The following is a 12,776-nucleotide window of genomic DNA, read 5'->3' as shown; positions in this document are numbered from 1 at the left end:
GGGCGGGGCGGGGGGGCGGTGAGGGTGGGCTGGAAGGCGTGCCCGAGGGGGAGGCTGGCGGTGAGGGTTGGCGGCGGGGTGAGGGTGGTGGGTGGGGTGAGGGTGCCCCCAGGACGAGCGGGGCCGCCATCGGGCTCGACCGCACCGGGCTCGGCGCGGAATCCCAGGTCGGCGGCGTTACGGCTGACGGCCCGGATGCGGGCGTGCGCGTAACGGACGCGGAAGAGGGGGTTGCCCTCACGCTGGACGAGGTGCTCGTCGGAGATACGGGGCCGGTCGTGGGCGGCGGGGTGAAGCAGCGCCCATCGGGCGGCGTCGCGACCGAGGTGGAGAGGGGAGGCGGGGGCAGGGACGGGCTGGATGGTCACGGTCCCGGGCGGGGAGGAGGACGCCTCACCAGACGCAGCGCCCTCACCCAGGCCGCCCTGGACCCCGAGGACGGACACCCACTCGCCAACGGGCAGGCCACCCTCACACCCGGTGCTGGTACTGACGCCGATGCTGGTGCGTACGCCCACCCCCTGGGACCGCAACAACCGGGCGACGACATCCATGACGACGACGGCACGGACCTCGCACGGGGCGCGCAGCTCCACGGCCTCACCACCGGGCTGGTCGACGAACCCGTACCGAGGCCCACGCCGCAGAATCTCGGCGACGAGGTCGACGCCGGCCGCGTCCGCGAGAGTGATGTTGAGGAACCCCGGCCCGGTGACGACGACGTCCCGCACACCGTCACGGCCGACGAGCCGGGTGCGCAGGATCTCGGCCACGTGGAGCGGCGGCTCCCCGGCCGGCCGGGCGAGCTGGAGGGCGATGTTGGTGGCGTAGTCGCCACAGCCACCGGGCCCGGGAGCGGTGACCTTGACCCGCTCCGGCACGGCAACGGCCAGAACCCCGTCATCGACAGCACGACGCACCGCGCCCAGCACGGTACGGGAGAGCTCGACGGGGGTCACGGGTCAAGCGTATGGGAGGAGGGGGGTGGGGGTGCGAGTGGGTTTGTGCGGGGCGGGGGTGCGGTCCGGCGCCACGGCGGAAGGTCTCGGTTCCCACCCGAAGGGAGCGGCCGCGGCCCCTAGACCCTGACCCCGGCGCCCAGCCCCCCACCAACCCGCCGCTCCCCCTCCAGCAACCGTCGCACGACACTCACCAGTTCGGCGGGCTCGAAGGGCTTGGGCAGGAAGGCGTCGACGCCGACCTCGAGCCCGCTCTCGATCTCGTACTGCGTACACGCACTGATGATCGCGAGGGGAAGGTCACGGGTACGGCTGTCGCCCCGGAGCCGCGCGGCGGTGCGCAGCCCGTCGAGGCGGGGCATGACGACGTCGAGGGTGATCACGTCGGGCCGCACCTGATGGACCACTTCAAGACACTCGGCACCATCGGCCGCGGTCACGACCTCGATGCCCTCCAGCTCGAGATTGACCCTGATCAACTGCCGGATGACCTTGTTGTCGTCCACAACAAGCACCCGGCCGGACGCGCCTGGCACAACTCGAGAGTAGGTCCGGACCGGCCACCGCGTCCGGGTTTTCCCCACTTCCACCCCCTGCGGGGGACCCACCCCAGCTCGCACGGGGTGCCACACCCCGGAAAACCCGTTCATGAACACCCCACCGGAGCTGGTAGTGTTCTACCCGTCGCCGCGAGCAACGCGACCGACACGCCCCCGTAGCTCAGGGGATAGAGCAACGGCCTCCGGAGCCGTGTGCGCAGGTTCGAATCCTGCCGGGGGCACCCAGTATGAGGTGCCCAAAGACCCCGTCACCAGCGGAAACGCTGAGGCCGGGGTCTTCGCGTATGTGCAGGCGTATGCGGCCCGAAGCGGCTCTATGTCGAGGTCTGTGGACGAGGCGTGGACGGGATCTTGAAGCATCACCGCAGGTGAGCCCGCAGAACGATGCGGCCCGGACCCGGACAGGTACGGGACCGCATCGCAAGGTTGCACCGACTCCCCTAATCGGCAGTGACCCCCCAGTAGGCGATCTGCGCGGGCCTACCGTCGCGGTAGAGCACTGTGCAGTTCCCCTGGGCACGGCCTGGGAAGTCCAGTTGCTCGGAGTCGAGCGCAGCGTCCCACTCCTCGTAGGTTGGCCGGCCGTGAGGAGCCCACGCTCGCACCTCTTCATCGGTCAGCGGCCGCATGAACGGACCGTCATCCGTGTCCGCGGCCTCGATCATGAGAGGGAAGTCCAACACGGAGCCCGTGCCACCGGTGAAGATGTACTCATGCCACTCCGGGTCGCGCCACAGTTCCACGACGGACCGCCCCTCGAAGCCGTGGTTGTCCCGCTCCAGCTCGTCTTCTTGCTCCTGCCGGAACGCGGCCGCCAGATCACGCTGATACGGGCCCGTGTGCGTCCATGCGTTGCCGCCCATCTGCGTCCCTCCACTCAGACTGCTTGTGCAAGAGCGGAGCGTAAGAGACGGCACTGACAGGACGCCCCGCCCCGACGACGGTCACCCCCTGGAAACCACCCACAGGCCCCACAGAGAAGGCCAGCAACTCGCTGAGAAGAACCTACTCAAGCCAGGCTCCAAGCCTGGCGATGGCGAGCGATGCCGTACACCTGCTCCACCTGGTCGGCCGCGAGAACGCCTGAGAGGGGAGCGAGTGCCGATACCTGGCGCTCCTGGTACACCCTGACATCGAGCTGCGTAGCGACCACCTTCAGCTCGGTGACACCCACGAAGACGAGCACCGGCTCCACCGGCACCGAGAAGTCGCAATAGCGCTCAAGCACTCGGGCGACCCGCTTGGCCTCCGCACGGCTCTTGCGTGCGTAGGGTGCCGGTTTCCCGTGATCGACTTTCACGGAATGGTCCCCGACCCATACGGCCCGCTTGTGGTGGTGCTTCGTATTGATGCTGAACACTCCACCAGGCCCGATCAGTAAGTGATCGGTATCCACTTTGTCGGCCAACGGAACGGAGTGCAGGACACGCCAGCCGTGGCGGCCCAAGCGGTTCAACTCGGCTCCCACGCGCCGCTCCCCCGCCAATCCCTTTCGCCAGGAGTCCCATTCTGAGGATCGCCGAAGAAGCCGTGAAACGACTCGCTCCATCAGCCCCGGACCGGATTCGGCGAGCAGATCACGCAACGCCTGCCCGGGAGGGTTGACGGCCAGGTCGTCGGCCGGCGTCAGAGGCGGCAGCATCGGACGGTCCTGAACCTCCGGCGCCCTGTCCAGCGGGAAAGGCTCGGTGAGGTTCTGTAAGTGCTTCGTGAGCACGGCGATCACGTCGTCACGACACTCGGCCCGCAAGACCGTGATGGTCCCCGTAGTGACGTCCGCCCAACCGACCGCGGTGCCATCAGGCAGGTTGGCGTACAGACGATCATGCCCGTACCGCTTCCAACGCGTGACATGCAGCTCCACAAGGCCCCCTCTTCTCCGGCATTGACGTTGCCGACATGCCAGCGCAGGCGAGACGGGGCCACAAGAGCGCAGGACAGGCCGCACGCTCAGCTTGCCCGTTGCTCAGCTAAGCACCGGCGCGGGAAGGACCGAAACGAGGGAGGCCCCAGGCGGCATGCCTGAGGCCTCACGGTCGATGCACGTTGTCTCACTCGTACTCGCGGAGCAATTCCTCGATACGCCGGTTGGCAACGTCCTGCCGTCCGTCCAGGCACTTCGCGTAGCGGGTCAGCAGGACCTCCACGCTGTTGCCGGCCCTCTCGGCCACCTCGGTCGGGTCGACCCCTGCATTGAGCCACGTAGACAGAGCCGAGTGCCGGAGGTCGTACGGCCGACTGGCGAGCGGCGAGGCCGCGACGGCCGGCGGAAGCGCGAGGAGCCGGGCCTCCTGCCACACGCGGTAGTAGGTCGAGGACGGGACGACCGAGCCCTTCTCGCTGAAGAACAGCCGCCCGTCGTCCGCGGTGCCGAACGTGGCCAGGTGCTCGCGAAGCACAGCCACGAGGTGAGGCGGGATCGGCACCCGCCGTACATCCTCGGTGGGTCGGTTCTTCAGTCCGCGGTCGTCATGGGTCTCCCCAGAGTCGGTCCACTGTTTGCCGACGGACGGACGGGTCCGGTGGAGCAGGGCCGACCCCCAGCCGTGCTCGGAAAGGTTCAGATCCGTCTCGGCAAGGCCGACCGCTTCCGCCGGCCGGAGGCCACCGAAGTACATGGCGGCGAACAGACCCACAAGCCGACGACCACGGGCTCGCCGGTAGCCGCCCACGTAGGAAACCGCCGCCAGGAGGTTCCGCGCCTGCTCCGGGTTCGCGACAACCCGCGGATCGACCTGGTTGGACACCTTCGGCTTCTGCCAGCGGACAGCCATGACCGGGTTCTCCCGCAGCTCCCCCAGGTCGACGGCGTAATTCGCGGCGTTGACGAGAGTCCGACGCTTGCGCCGCACAGTCTCCGCCGCTGCCGCCGTGCCGTCGAGCTTGAGCTTCAGCGAGTCGAGGACCGCGCGGGCCGTGGCGGGCTCGGCGAGGTCGGCGAGCGGTCGAGAAGCCTTGGCCACCCAGTGGAGAACATTCCGCACGTCGTCCGGGACTTCGCGATCGTCAGGCCCCGGCAAAACGAAGGCCCAGTTGCGAAGTGCTCTGCGGATCACCTCATCGGAGGGACGTCCGGCGCGATCGTCAAGGAGTTCCACCGTGACGCTGGTGAGGGATTCATTGATGCCGTCCCGCGTATTCGGGGCCGCGTGGGGCCACTTCATCGCGAGGTACCTAAGGGCGAAGGCGTACCACGACACAGCCGACTTCTTCTCTTCCATCGAGGCTGGAAGGCCCGACTCCGTGTCGAACTCCTCGCCGTCACGCATCGCCCGCATCAGCTTCGTGCGGTAGTGGTCTGCGAGCGCCTTGGTCCGGAAGGACTCCGAGAAGACGTTGCCCGCAACAGACCAGCGGACCCCGTACGAGGGCGTCTTGGTGTCCCGCTTACGGACACTCCAGACCTTCACATCGAGAGACTTCACGCCGCCGCCTCCAACTGCCGCAGCCACGTGGTGAAGTCACTTCGCCACACTCGGAGCTCCCCGTTGGGCAACTTGAACGCAGCGGGGCCCTGGCCCAATTCGCGCCAGCGGTAGAAGGTGCGCCGGGACACCCCACCCAGCTCGGCAAGGATCTGCGGAACGGTCATGAGTTCGTCGCGTCGGCGGTCCATGTCGGTTCTCCTTCCGTTCCGGGAGCGGGTTCGAGGGTGGCGGCGAGCCAGCTTTCGGCACTGGAGAGGCCGGTTCCGGCGAAGACCCAGTGCGCGAGGACGAGAGTCGTTTCCTGACTGGTGTCGACAGCCGGCGCGGCTTGGGCACGGCGCCATTCGGCGCGGGCGTCGCGGAGGGCGCCGAGGGTGGTGGAGTAGCGGCGGGACTTGGTGGAGAAGTGGCCACGGAAGCCGAGCATGTGCGCCCAGGCACGAAGTCGCAGGTCTGCCAGCTCGGGGCGTGCTCCGAGGGTCCAGGCGGTGCGGATCATGCGCCGGGCGTGGTCGGTGATTTTTGCTTGGGCCAGCTCGGCGAGGAAGCGGATCGGCCGGTCGAGGGTGCCGGTCGCCGTCTCGGCGCCTTTGGTGGCGTACTTGGCGACGTACGCCGCTACGGCCCGTTCGGTCAGGTCCTGGCCGTCATTGAAGTCGGTGGACCGGATCGTTCGGACGTCGAGCTGTCGGCCGAAGACGAAGGTGTGCGGCCGACCCTCGACATCCGGGCCGTCGACGCGAGCGGCAGCAGCGGCGGCGCGGATGGCGTCGGTCAGCAGCTCGGCCGTTGCCCAGGCCGGGGTCGCGGTCTCGCCGCCTTCCGGGCCGTCGAGGCGGATGACCGCGTGGAAGTGGACGGCACCCCGCTTCTGGTACTCGGCCACTTTGGCGAAGGAGACCCGGGCATGGTCGTGGAAGGCCCGCTGGGTGAGGCCGGCTCGCTTGGCGACCTCCCGGCGGAGGTAGATCGAGAAGCGTTGCCAGAGGGCCCCGGCGTGCGCGTTCCACAGCACGGCCGCTTCGTAGTCGTACGTGTCCGGGTCGAGGGGCGTGCCGAGGGCCGGGTCCTGGTCGTCGTGGCGGATGCCGCAGCGGCAAGGGCGATCACCGGAGGGGCGGTTGTGGACCGGGCCGAAGCCAGGGGCGGTGAAGGTGGCGAAGACGCGCGGGTGGGTGGCGACCCGTTCGGAGGTGCCTTTGCCGCCGCGGAGTCCGGCGGTGATCAGGTGGTAGGTGTCGCGGCGGTAGGTCTCGGCGCAGGCCGCGCACCGGGTGACGCGGCGGTTGTTGCAGCGGACGAGGAGCTGGCCGGCCGGGAGGGCCGATGAATCCAGGTGGTGCAGGACGCGGCCGATCTCGCCGGTTGTCCGGTCCACCGCGTATTCGGTGCGGTGGCCGTCGAGGCGTACGGGGCGGGTGCAGCCGCCCAGGCCGGACAGTTGGTGGCCCAGCTCGGGCAGGGTGCCGAGGGAGGCCAGCATGGAGAGTTCCGCCAGCGGGGGCGGAGTCTGCCGGGTGATGATGGGAGTTCCTTTCGGCTGTCGTGACGGTTCGGAAGGGGCGGGCCCGGGGCGGCGGGATGCTTGGCGGCTTGTTGCCGCCCCGGCGGCCGGTCAGCGCTTGTGTGCGCCGTTGACGAGCGAACGCAGGACCACGGCGGCGATGGCCACGGACACGGCCGAGACGGCGACCGCCGCCAGGAGCGCGGTGAGCACGATCCCGACGACGACCACGGCGGCGACCGCACCGGCACCGATGCCCACGTACGGGGCGACCGGACGACCGGCCGAGGCAGCTGGAGGTTGCATCTGCTGAGGCGTGACGGTCGGCGTCGGCAGAGTCGGGATGTCGGGCAGTTTGGGACGGAACACGGTGGATCTCCTTGTCACTTTTGGGTGCCGTTGACGACGTCGACCCCGGAGCGGGTGCCGGACTCGATGGCGGGGGCGAGGAAGGTGTGCGAGAGCCAGAAGCCGAAGAGCGCGATCACGACAGCGACCCAGAGCCGGATGCCGAGGAACTTGATCGCGGCCCAGGTGATGACGCCCAGGACGAAGACGAGGGGCAGTGAGACGGTCACGGGAGCTCCCTCAGCGGACGGCGCAGCGGTGGGTCCGGGCGGCCAGTTCGGCGGCGGCACGGCTGTCGTAGTCCGTGGCGAAGCCGCAGCGAGGAGCCGTGCAGGCTGCGGTGTGCTTCTCGCGGCCCCGGCCGTCGTAGTAGGTGGCGACCTGGACAGGCCCTATGCGGGTGACGTTGCGGAAGCGGCGATTGGCGGTCATCAGCGGGTCTCCTTTGGGTTTTCGCCGGTGAAGTCGGTGACGTGCTCGGCCAGCCAGCGCAAGATCTCGCCGCCCTCGTAGCTGTCGGCGGTGAGGATCACGGGCTCGGCGATGAGCACGGCTTCGGTGAGGCGGTTCTGTCGGGTCAGCTCGGCGGCGCGGTTCAGCGCGCGGAGCGTGGACGGGCGCACGGTGGCAAGTCCTCCGGGTCAGGTGAGTTGAGTGGCGATGGCTTCGGCCAGCGGCAGCGGAACACCGAGCCGAGCGCGAAGGGTCGAGGTGTCGATGGGGGCACCGGTCCGGGCACGGTGTTCGTCGGCGACCTTGCGGGCGAGAGCGACGAGCGCCGGCGGAACCGAGGATGCGGAGGCCGCATCCTTTCCCGGCTCGGCAGCGGACAACTCGGGAGCCGAGGCAGGCACTTCGGGCGTCATGGGGCTCTGGGTCGCCTCGCGCTCCACCGTTGGAGCGCCCGCAGTTGCTCCGTGGGCGAGCAGCGTCCCACCCAGGAAGGCGACTGCGGGCCATCCCGCGACGAGGATGCGCAGCCAGCCCGGCACGGCACCCAGGTCGAGGAGCCCGGCGGTGGCGACATTGGCACCGAGGGAGGCGGTCAGGGCGACAAGGAACCAGCACCACCCGGCCGCTTTCGCCCCACCGGAGCGGAGTCGCCGCCAGGCCGCCACAAGCAGCAGGTCGACGGAGACCGGGTAGGCCCATGCCTTCCATCCGTGCTGGCCCGCAGCCGAGGCCAAGTCGTGCAGGTGAGCGAACGACAGCGCGGCAGCGATCACCGCTTGGACGAGTACGGCGTCGATACGGACGGGCAGGGAACGCACGGCGCAGCTCCTTCCGGGTCCAGGCATGGAGGGGTAGGGACGTGGCACGGGACGGCCGTGCCGGCTGTGGACGGGTGCGCTTACTCCGTGACCGGGCGAGCCGTGGCCACGGGCTCGGGCGTCTCCGCCGACAGCGGCGGGACATACGGCCGGAAGGGATCGAGTGCCGGTGCGTCGGGAGCGAGATGAGCCGTCGCACGGCAGGTGGTCGCAGCGTCAGCGAGGGAGAGGTAGGGGGTACGGATACGGGACCAGCCGCCGGAGGTGTCTCCGACGACGGCGAGGCCGGGCAGTTCGGGGGCGATGGCGCAGGCCGCGAGCACGGCCTCTGGCGCAATGTCGCCGAGCGCCATCTTGGCCGAGGCCTCGTCGTTCACGCGGTGGCAGACGCGGCCGGTGAGCTGAGCGCGGAGCATGGTCGCCCCCTTGCCCAGCTCGGCGCCGAAGCGCTGCCCGCAGACCTCCAGGTAGATCCCCGCAGCCCTGCCGAGTTGGGCGAGGCGGATGAGGTGGGTGACCATCTCGTCGCGCCGTTCCTCTTCCTTCCGTGTGGCCACGAGGAAGAGTTCTGCCACCTCGTCGATGAAGAGCACGATCGGAGCGGGACGTTCGTCCTGTGGCAGTCCCCAGATGTCCGAGGTGATCAGCTCTTCCGGAGTGCCGGGCGCAATGCCCTGCCGGGTCTTGATCAGGTCGTATCGGTCCTCCATTTCCCTCACGAGCGCGGGAAGCAGCTCGGCCGCCTGGTCCGAATCGGTCGCCAGCGCGGAAAGGCGGGGCGCGAAGGGCGCCAGCTCTACCCCGCGCTTGCAGTCGATCCCGACCAGCACTACGGGTTGAGCAGCTAGCCCGGTCAGCAGGTTCCGCAGGTACATGGACTTGCCCGAGAGCGTGGCTCCGAGCACCAGCTCATGCGGAACGGCCCGGTAGTCCCGCACGAAGGCGGTCGCGTCCTCCCGTAATGCCACCGGGACGCGAAGCGGGCCGGCGTCGAGGCGACGGGGCATGCGGACCTTGCGCAGCACGTCGAATCCGACGAGCCGGAGTTCGACGACGCCCGGCTTGATGTCCCGCACGTGGACCGCGTGGACGCCCCAGGCGTGCCGGAGGCGTTCGGCGGAAGCGGCCACATCCGCCGGTTCCTGCCCCGCAGCCAGCCGCAGTCGCATACGCAGCCCGGTCGTGGTCGGCCGGATGATGCCCCGCCGCGGAGGCACCGGCCGGACCTCACGGCGGGTCGTCGCACGGACGGCCAGTGCGCGCCAGCGGGCGGGCTGGACGGTCAGGCCACAGGCCTCCATGGTCGAGGAGTACGAGGTCAGCAGCCGGGCCACCGAGAGCGGCAGCCCCACCGTGGACCAGTACGCCGCTGGGTGAGCGTGCCGAGCGTAGGCAGCGCCGCCTATTGCAGCGAGGGAGCCGCCCACCTCGGCCAACGTCACCAGGTCCGTCACGGGGATCAGCCCGCCTGGGCCATCGGGAAGGCCCCCGGAGCAATGGCGGTCGCTCGGTAGGCGATGCCGTGCCGCTCCTGGCCGTTGAACACGCTCTGCCACGGCCGCGCCACCAGACCCGGCAGCGACACCGGAGCACCGACCGCCAGACCTTCGGTCACCCCGCTCTCGGGGACGGTGACCTGGATCAGCGACGAGTCGCCCTCGTCGATGTAGACGACGCCTACTGTCATCAGCGTCTCGCCGGTCATCGCGTCCTTGGCGATCTCACCGGTCTGCCGGTCACGCACCTTCGGGGCCGGAGCCTCGGTGAGCAGGATCGTGGCCGCCGATGCGTCAACGCGGATCACACGCACAGGGATTACTCCTTCTGAGAGATCATCAACCTGCCAGGTTGACTTAGCAAGTTCGACGCTAGGGATGCCAAGTTGACTTGTCAAGTCGTTACTCCCGGCAAATCCCGCCGCCCGTCGGGCGGCATCAGCTGAGGCGATAGGTGTCTTCGAGTTCCTGCCGATCGGCAGGTAGGAGCACGTCAGAGACCTGCAAGGCTCGACCGGAGGCATCACAGGCGACAACCAGGACGCTCAGCACGGGAACGCCGTCCGGCAGATCCAGCAGCTCGGCCTCACGCGCCTCGGGCAGCCGAGCAGAGACCCGCTCGGTCACATGGTCGAAGCGCACCTTCTTCCGAGCTTCGAGATGTTCGCGCGTGCTCCCACCCAGAGGTTCTCCGACCTCCAGGTCAGTGCCCTCGACCAGGCCGGCGGGGAAGTACGACGACACCAACTCGACGGCTTCACTGTCCTCCTCGACCAGGAAGCGACGCATCAGGACCTCAGCCCTCTTCGGAAGGCCGAGGGCCGAAGCAACCCGAGCCGGAACGGACACCCGTACGACCTCGATCAGACGGCCCCCGCCCTGCGACTCGTCGCGCTCCAGCGCCTCACGACCCCGCCGGTCCTTCTGCTCGACGACCTCCGGCCGGCCCCGGACGATCGTGCCGAACCCCTGCCGGGACTCGAGCCAACCATCCCGCTTCAGCAGATCCAGCGCTCGCACCACAGTGGGCCGCGACATACCGAAGGCCTGCACCAGCTGGTTCTCGCTCGGTACGCGGGTGCCCGGCGCGTACGTGCCGTCCTCGATGCGACGCTGAAGAGTCTGCGCGAGGCGCACGTACTTCGGTGGCTCTACTTCATACGCCATGAGCGCCGCCTGTCGGGATTAGCCAAGTCAACTGGTCAACCAGACTAGCGACACTTGCACACCCGCAGTAGAAGGGGTGGGTTATCCCGTCACGCCGGCCAGGCATCAGCCATCACGAAGGAGACGACCGTGCCGCCGAGGTGACTCGGGCCAGAGTGCCAGGAATCGGCGATGGAATCGACGAGGAGCAGACCCCGCCCGTGCGCGTCATTGGCTTCCGGGTGCCGGAGCCGCACGTTCGCCGGGAAACCCGGGTTGTGCACCTCGATTCGGAGCGAGGGCCCCTGTCGGAACCACTCGACCCGCACCAGCCAAGATTCGTCCGCCCTTCCGTAACGGATGGCGTTGGTCACCAGCTCCGAGATCATGAGCAGGCAGTCGTCCACCGAACAGGCCGGGTTATACGGAGCGATGAACTTCCTGAACCAGCGCCGGGCGCGGGGCACGGACTCCGGTACAGGATGCAAGGTCATCGCTCCAAGCCGCGGTGAGTCCTCGCAGGGGTAACGATCGATCGTGTAGGCCATGCGTACTCACTCCTTGCCACTGCCGTCGCAGTCGAGGCAGCGCCGCTTCGACGTGGCACGGCTGCGGTCGTTGGCCGTGGAGAACGCCAGCCCCGTTCGGGAGCCGACGCGCTTCCATCCACGCCCCCGACACGCCCGGCAAGCTAATCGCGCGTCCCGCACCGGCCGCCGACTCGTCACGTCGTGCCCCCTTCTCCATCAAGTGGCCTTAGCCACTACGTGGATAGTAGCATTGGCCACTTTGGGAGTGCAAGCGGTTCGCCCGAACTGGCGAGTGTTCAGGTGAGCGGGTAGCCCTGCTCGAACGCCCAACGGTGCGGTGGATAGGTGGCCTCGGCGAACTCCAGGGGCCGATCCTGGAGGTCGAAGACGACGTGATGGACGATGAGGACAGCGGACTCCGACTCCAACCGCAGATCGGCCGCCTCCTCCTCCGTGGCAGCCCGGGCGCACATGCGGTCCTCCGCATAGCTGCCTTGACGCCCCGTCATCGCCTCGACGTACATGAGCGTCCCCTCCTGAATCCGCTCAGGCTCCAGGAGTTTGGGGGCGCGCTGGCCGACATCCGGCGCGAACCACGAGGTGGACAAGGTGATCGGGCCGTCCTGGTTGTTCGTCACACGCCGGCGGTGCACGGCTCGGCGATCCTTCACCAGACCCAACGCCTCGGCGACATGGTCCGGAGCCTCCAGCCACCCGGCCGAGGTGATCACCGCGTACTCGCCGGGCGTGTAGATCTTCCCCGTCTGCCGGGCGCGCCCGTACAACTCCCGCGCACGCCGATTCACTTCGAGGCTGCGCACATAAGTCCCCGAGCCCTGACGCTTCTCCACCAGGCCTTGATGACTCAGCGCCTCCAAGGACCGTGCGGCCGTGGGCCGGGACACCTTCCAGTCCGCGGCGAGTTGCCGTTCCGAGGGAACCTCGTCCCCCGGCCGCAGGTCACCGCGAAGGATCTGATCGCGGATGTAATGGGCGATCTGGAGATACTTCGGCTGAGCTTCCTCGATCTGCGGCATCTCCCCTCCCTTCCCGTCCAAGTGGCTATGGCCTTTGGCCACTATAGGGTGAGTGGCCAACCTGCGGACCCGTAGTCTGAACGCATGACGCGGTTGATCGTCGCAGCAGGAGGAGGGGGCGACGCAGTCGCCGCCGCAATGCTTCACGCCGCCCTTTACGGCGACGAGGACCAGGCGGTGATCCTCACGTACGCCTGGGACCGCCTCCTTGTCGACCCGCTCCCGGGACCGCGAGGAGCCGGCCGCTTCGCGGGGCTCGAACCCGTCACTCAGTCCGTGTGGTCGGTGCCAGCCGAAGCCCAGCCGATTGCCCCGGCAGGCTCCACGCTCCCCCGACTCGCGGCAGAGCTCCCGCACACCCTGGCCCTGCTCGATCCACATCACGGCGCCGAGGGGATCACCCGCCAACTCGAAGAACTGGTGTCTCACCTGGCCCCGGCATCGATCGATCTGCTCGACGTAGGCGGTGACATCCTCGCCCAGGGCGATGAACCCAC

General features: G+C 68.8%; 18 protein-coding genes and 1 tRNA gene. 2 read left to right on the top strand and 17 right to left on the bottom strand.

The window, feature by feature from the left end; translation table 11 throughout:
• Positions 1–959 (bottom strand): hypothetical protein (locus ADL34_RS32220; protein ID WP_062739847.1); only part of this gene is annotated, 959 nt, incomplete at its 3' end.
• A gap of 119 nt (positions 960–1,078) precedes the next feature.
• A complete protein-coding gene (locus ADL34_RS32215; RefSeq protein ID WP_079042928.1) occupies positions 1,079–1,609 on the bottom strand; it encodes a response regulator in 531 nt (176 codons plus the stop codon).
• A 59-nt stretch (positions 1,610–1,668) separates the two neighbouring features.
• Here ADL34_RS32215 and ADL34_RS32210 point away from each other — a divergent pair.
• A tRNA-Arg gene (locus ADL34_RS32210) sits at positions 1,669–1,740 on the top strand.
• A 219-nt stretch (positions 1,741–1,959) separates the two neighbouring features.
• On the opposite strand, the gene ADL34_RS32205 is transcribed toward ADL34_RS32210, so the two are convergent.
• The 15 genes from ADL34_RS32205 to ADL34_RS32135 form a co-directional block, all read right to left on the bottom strand.
• Entirely contained in the window at positions 1,960–2,382 is a 423-nt protein-coding gene (locus tag ADL34_RS32205; protein ID WP_062674439.1) for a hypothetical protein, read from the bottom strand.
• A 146-nt stretch (positions 2,383–2,528) separates the two neighbouring features.
• The gene (locus tag ADL34_RS32200; RefSeq protein WP_079034492.1) at positions 2,529–3,383 is read right to left on the bottom strand and encodes a nuclease-related domain-containing protein; all 855 of its coding nucleotides are present in this window, start codon (positions 3,381–3,383) and stop codon (positions 2,529–2,531) included.
• A 187-nt stretch (positions 3,384–3,570) separates the two neighbouring features.
• On the bottom strand, positions 3,571–4,944 hold the full coding sequence (locus ADL34_RS32195; protein ID WP_062674440.1) for a tyrosine-type recombinase/integrase: 1,374 nt from the start codon (positions 4,942–4,944) through the stop codon (positions 3,571–3,573).
• The gene (locus tag ADL34_RS32190) at positions 4,941–5,135 is read right to left on the bottom strand and encodes a helix-turn-helix transcriptional regulator (protein ID WP_031039432.1); all 195 of its coding nucleotides are present in this window, start codon (positions 5,133–5,135) and stop codon (positions 4,941–4,943) included. The genes ADL34_RS32195 and ADL34_RS32190 overlap by 4 nt, the downstream gene beginning before the upstream one ends.
• Complete coding sequence (locus ADL34_RS32185; RefSeq protein ID WP_062674443.1) at positions 5,108–6,430, bottom strand: replication initiator; 1,323 nt, start codon at positions 6,428–6,430, stop codon at positions 5,108–5,110. Before ADL34_RS32185 ends, ADL34_RS32190 begins: the two co-directional genes overlap by 28 nt.
• Positions 6,431–6,562: 132 nt before the next feature.
• Entirely contained in the window at positions 6,563–6,820 is a 258-nt protein-coding gene (locus ADL34_RS32180) for a hypothetical protein (RefSeq protein WP_062674445.1), read from the bottom strand.
• A 14-nt stretch (positions 6,821–6,834) separates the two neighbouring features.
• Positions 6,835–7,029, bottom strand: coding sequence for a hypothetical protein (locus ADL34_RS32175; RefSeq protein ID WP_062674447.1), 195 nt, complete (start codon positions 7,027–7,029; stop codon positions 6,835–6,837).
• A gap of 10 nt (positions 7,030–7,039) precedes the next feature.
• Positions 7,040–7,231 carry a mobile element transfer protein gene (locus ADL34_RS32170; protein ID WP_062674449.1) on the bottom strand — a complete coding sequence of 64 codons (192 nt, stop codon included), beginning with the start codon at positions 7,229–7,231 and terminating at the stop codon, positions 7,040–7,042.
• Entirely contained in the window at positions 7,231–7,422 is a 192-nt protein-coding gene (locus ADL34_RS32165; RefSeq protein ID WP_062674451.1) for a hypothetical protein, read from the bottom strand. Before ADL34_RS32165 ends, ADL34_RS32170 begins: the two co-directional genes overlap by 1 nt.
• 18 nt (positions 7,423–7,440) lie before the next feature.
• The gene (locus ADL34_RS32160) at positions 7,441–8,070 is read right to left on the bottom strand and encodes a DUF2637 domain-containing protein (protein WP_062674453.1); all 630 of its coding nucleotides are present in this window, start codon (positions 8,068–8,070) and stop codon (positions 7,441–7,443) included.
• Positions 8,071–8,150: 80 nt separating this feature from the next.
• Positions 8,151–9,524 carry an FtsK/SpoIIIE domain-containing protein gene (locus ADL34_RS32155; RefSeq protein WP_062674454.1) on the bottom strand — a complete coding sequence of 458 codons (1,374 nt, stop codon included), beginning with the start codon at positions 9,522–9,524 and terminating at the stop codon, positions 8,151–8,153.
• 5 nt (positions 9,525–9,529) lie between these two features.
• A complete protein-coding gene (locus ADL34_RS32150; RefSeq protein ID WP_062674455.1) occupies positions 9,530–9,880 on the bottom strand; it encodes a hypothetical protein in 351 nt (116 codons plus the stop codon).
• Positions 9,881–10,004: 124 nt separating this feature from the next.
• Positions 10,005–10,733, bottom strand: coding sequence for a GntR family transcriptional regulator (locus ADL34_RS32145; protein WP_062674456.1), 729 nt, complete (start codon positions 10,731–10,733; stop codon positions 10,005–10,007).
• A gap of 89 nt (positions 10,734–10,822) precedes the next feature.
• A complete protein-coding gene (locus ADL34_RS32140; RefSeq protein WP_062674460.1) occupies positions 10,823–11,260 on the bottom strand; it encodes an ATP-binding protein in 438 nt (145 codons plus the stop codon).
• 278 nt (positions 11,261–11,538) lie between these two features.
• Positions 11,539–12,279 (bottom strand): GntR family transcriptional regulator, encoded by a 741-nt coding sequence (locus ADL34_RS32135; RefSeq protein ID WP_062674462.1) that lies wholly within the window; start codon positions 12,277–12,279, stop codon positions 11,539–11,541.
• An 84-nt stretch (positions 12,280–12,363) separates the two neighbouring features.
• Between ADL34_RS32135 and ADL34_RS32130 the strand changes: the two genes are divergently transcribed.
• Positions 12,364–12,776: DUF1152 domain-containing protein (locus ADL34_RS32130; protein WP_159039011.1), on the top strand; the 413-nt coding region annotated here is incomplete at its 3' end.

The organism is Streptomyces sp. NRRL WC-3605 (assembly GCF_001509795.1).
GTDB classification, from domain to species: domain Bacteria; phylum Actinomycetota; class Actinomycetes; order Streptomycetales; family Streptomycetaceae; genus Streptomyces; species Streptomyces viridochromogenes.
The sequence above is the reverse complement of the archived record's forward strand: the minus strand, read 5'-3'. Positions and strand labels throughout refer to the sequence as shown.

Bases quoted from the DNA above. Each gene is read 5' to 3' on its own strand.
- ADL34_RS32190 (WP_031039432.1), bottom strand. From the start codon at position 5,135: ATGGACCGCCGACGCGACGAACTCATGACCGTTCCGCAGATCCTTGCC.
- ADL34_RS32215 (WP_079042928.1), bottom strand. From the start codon at position 1,609: ATGAACGGGTTTTCCGGGGTGTGGCACCCCGTGCGAGCTGGGGTGGGT.
- ADL34_RS32135 (WP_062674462.1), bottom strand. From the start codon at position 12,279: ATGCCGCAGATCGAGGAAGCTCAGCCGAAGTATCTCCAGATCGCCCAT.
- ADL34_RS32145 (WP_062674456.1), bottom strand. From the start codon at position 10,733: ATGGCGTATGAAGTAGAGCCACCGAAGTACGTGCGCCTCGCGCAGACT.
- ADL34_RS32205 (WP_062674439.1), bottom strand. From the start codon at position 2,382: ATGGGCGGCAACGCATGGACGCACACGGGCCCGTATCAGCGTGATCTG.
- ADL34_RS32170 (WP_062674449.1), bottom strand. From the start codon at position 7,231: ATGACCGCCAATCGCCGCTTCCGCAACGTCACCCGCATAGGGCCTGTC.
- ADL34_RS32185 (WP_062674443.1), bottom strand. From the start codon at position 6,430: ATGCTGGCCTCCCTCGGCACCCTGCCCGAGCTGGGCCACCAACTGTCC.
- ADL34_RS32140 (WP_062674460.1), bottom strand. From the start codon at position 11,260: ATGGCCTACACGATCGATCGTTACCCCTGCGAGGACTCACCGCGGCTT.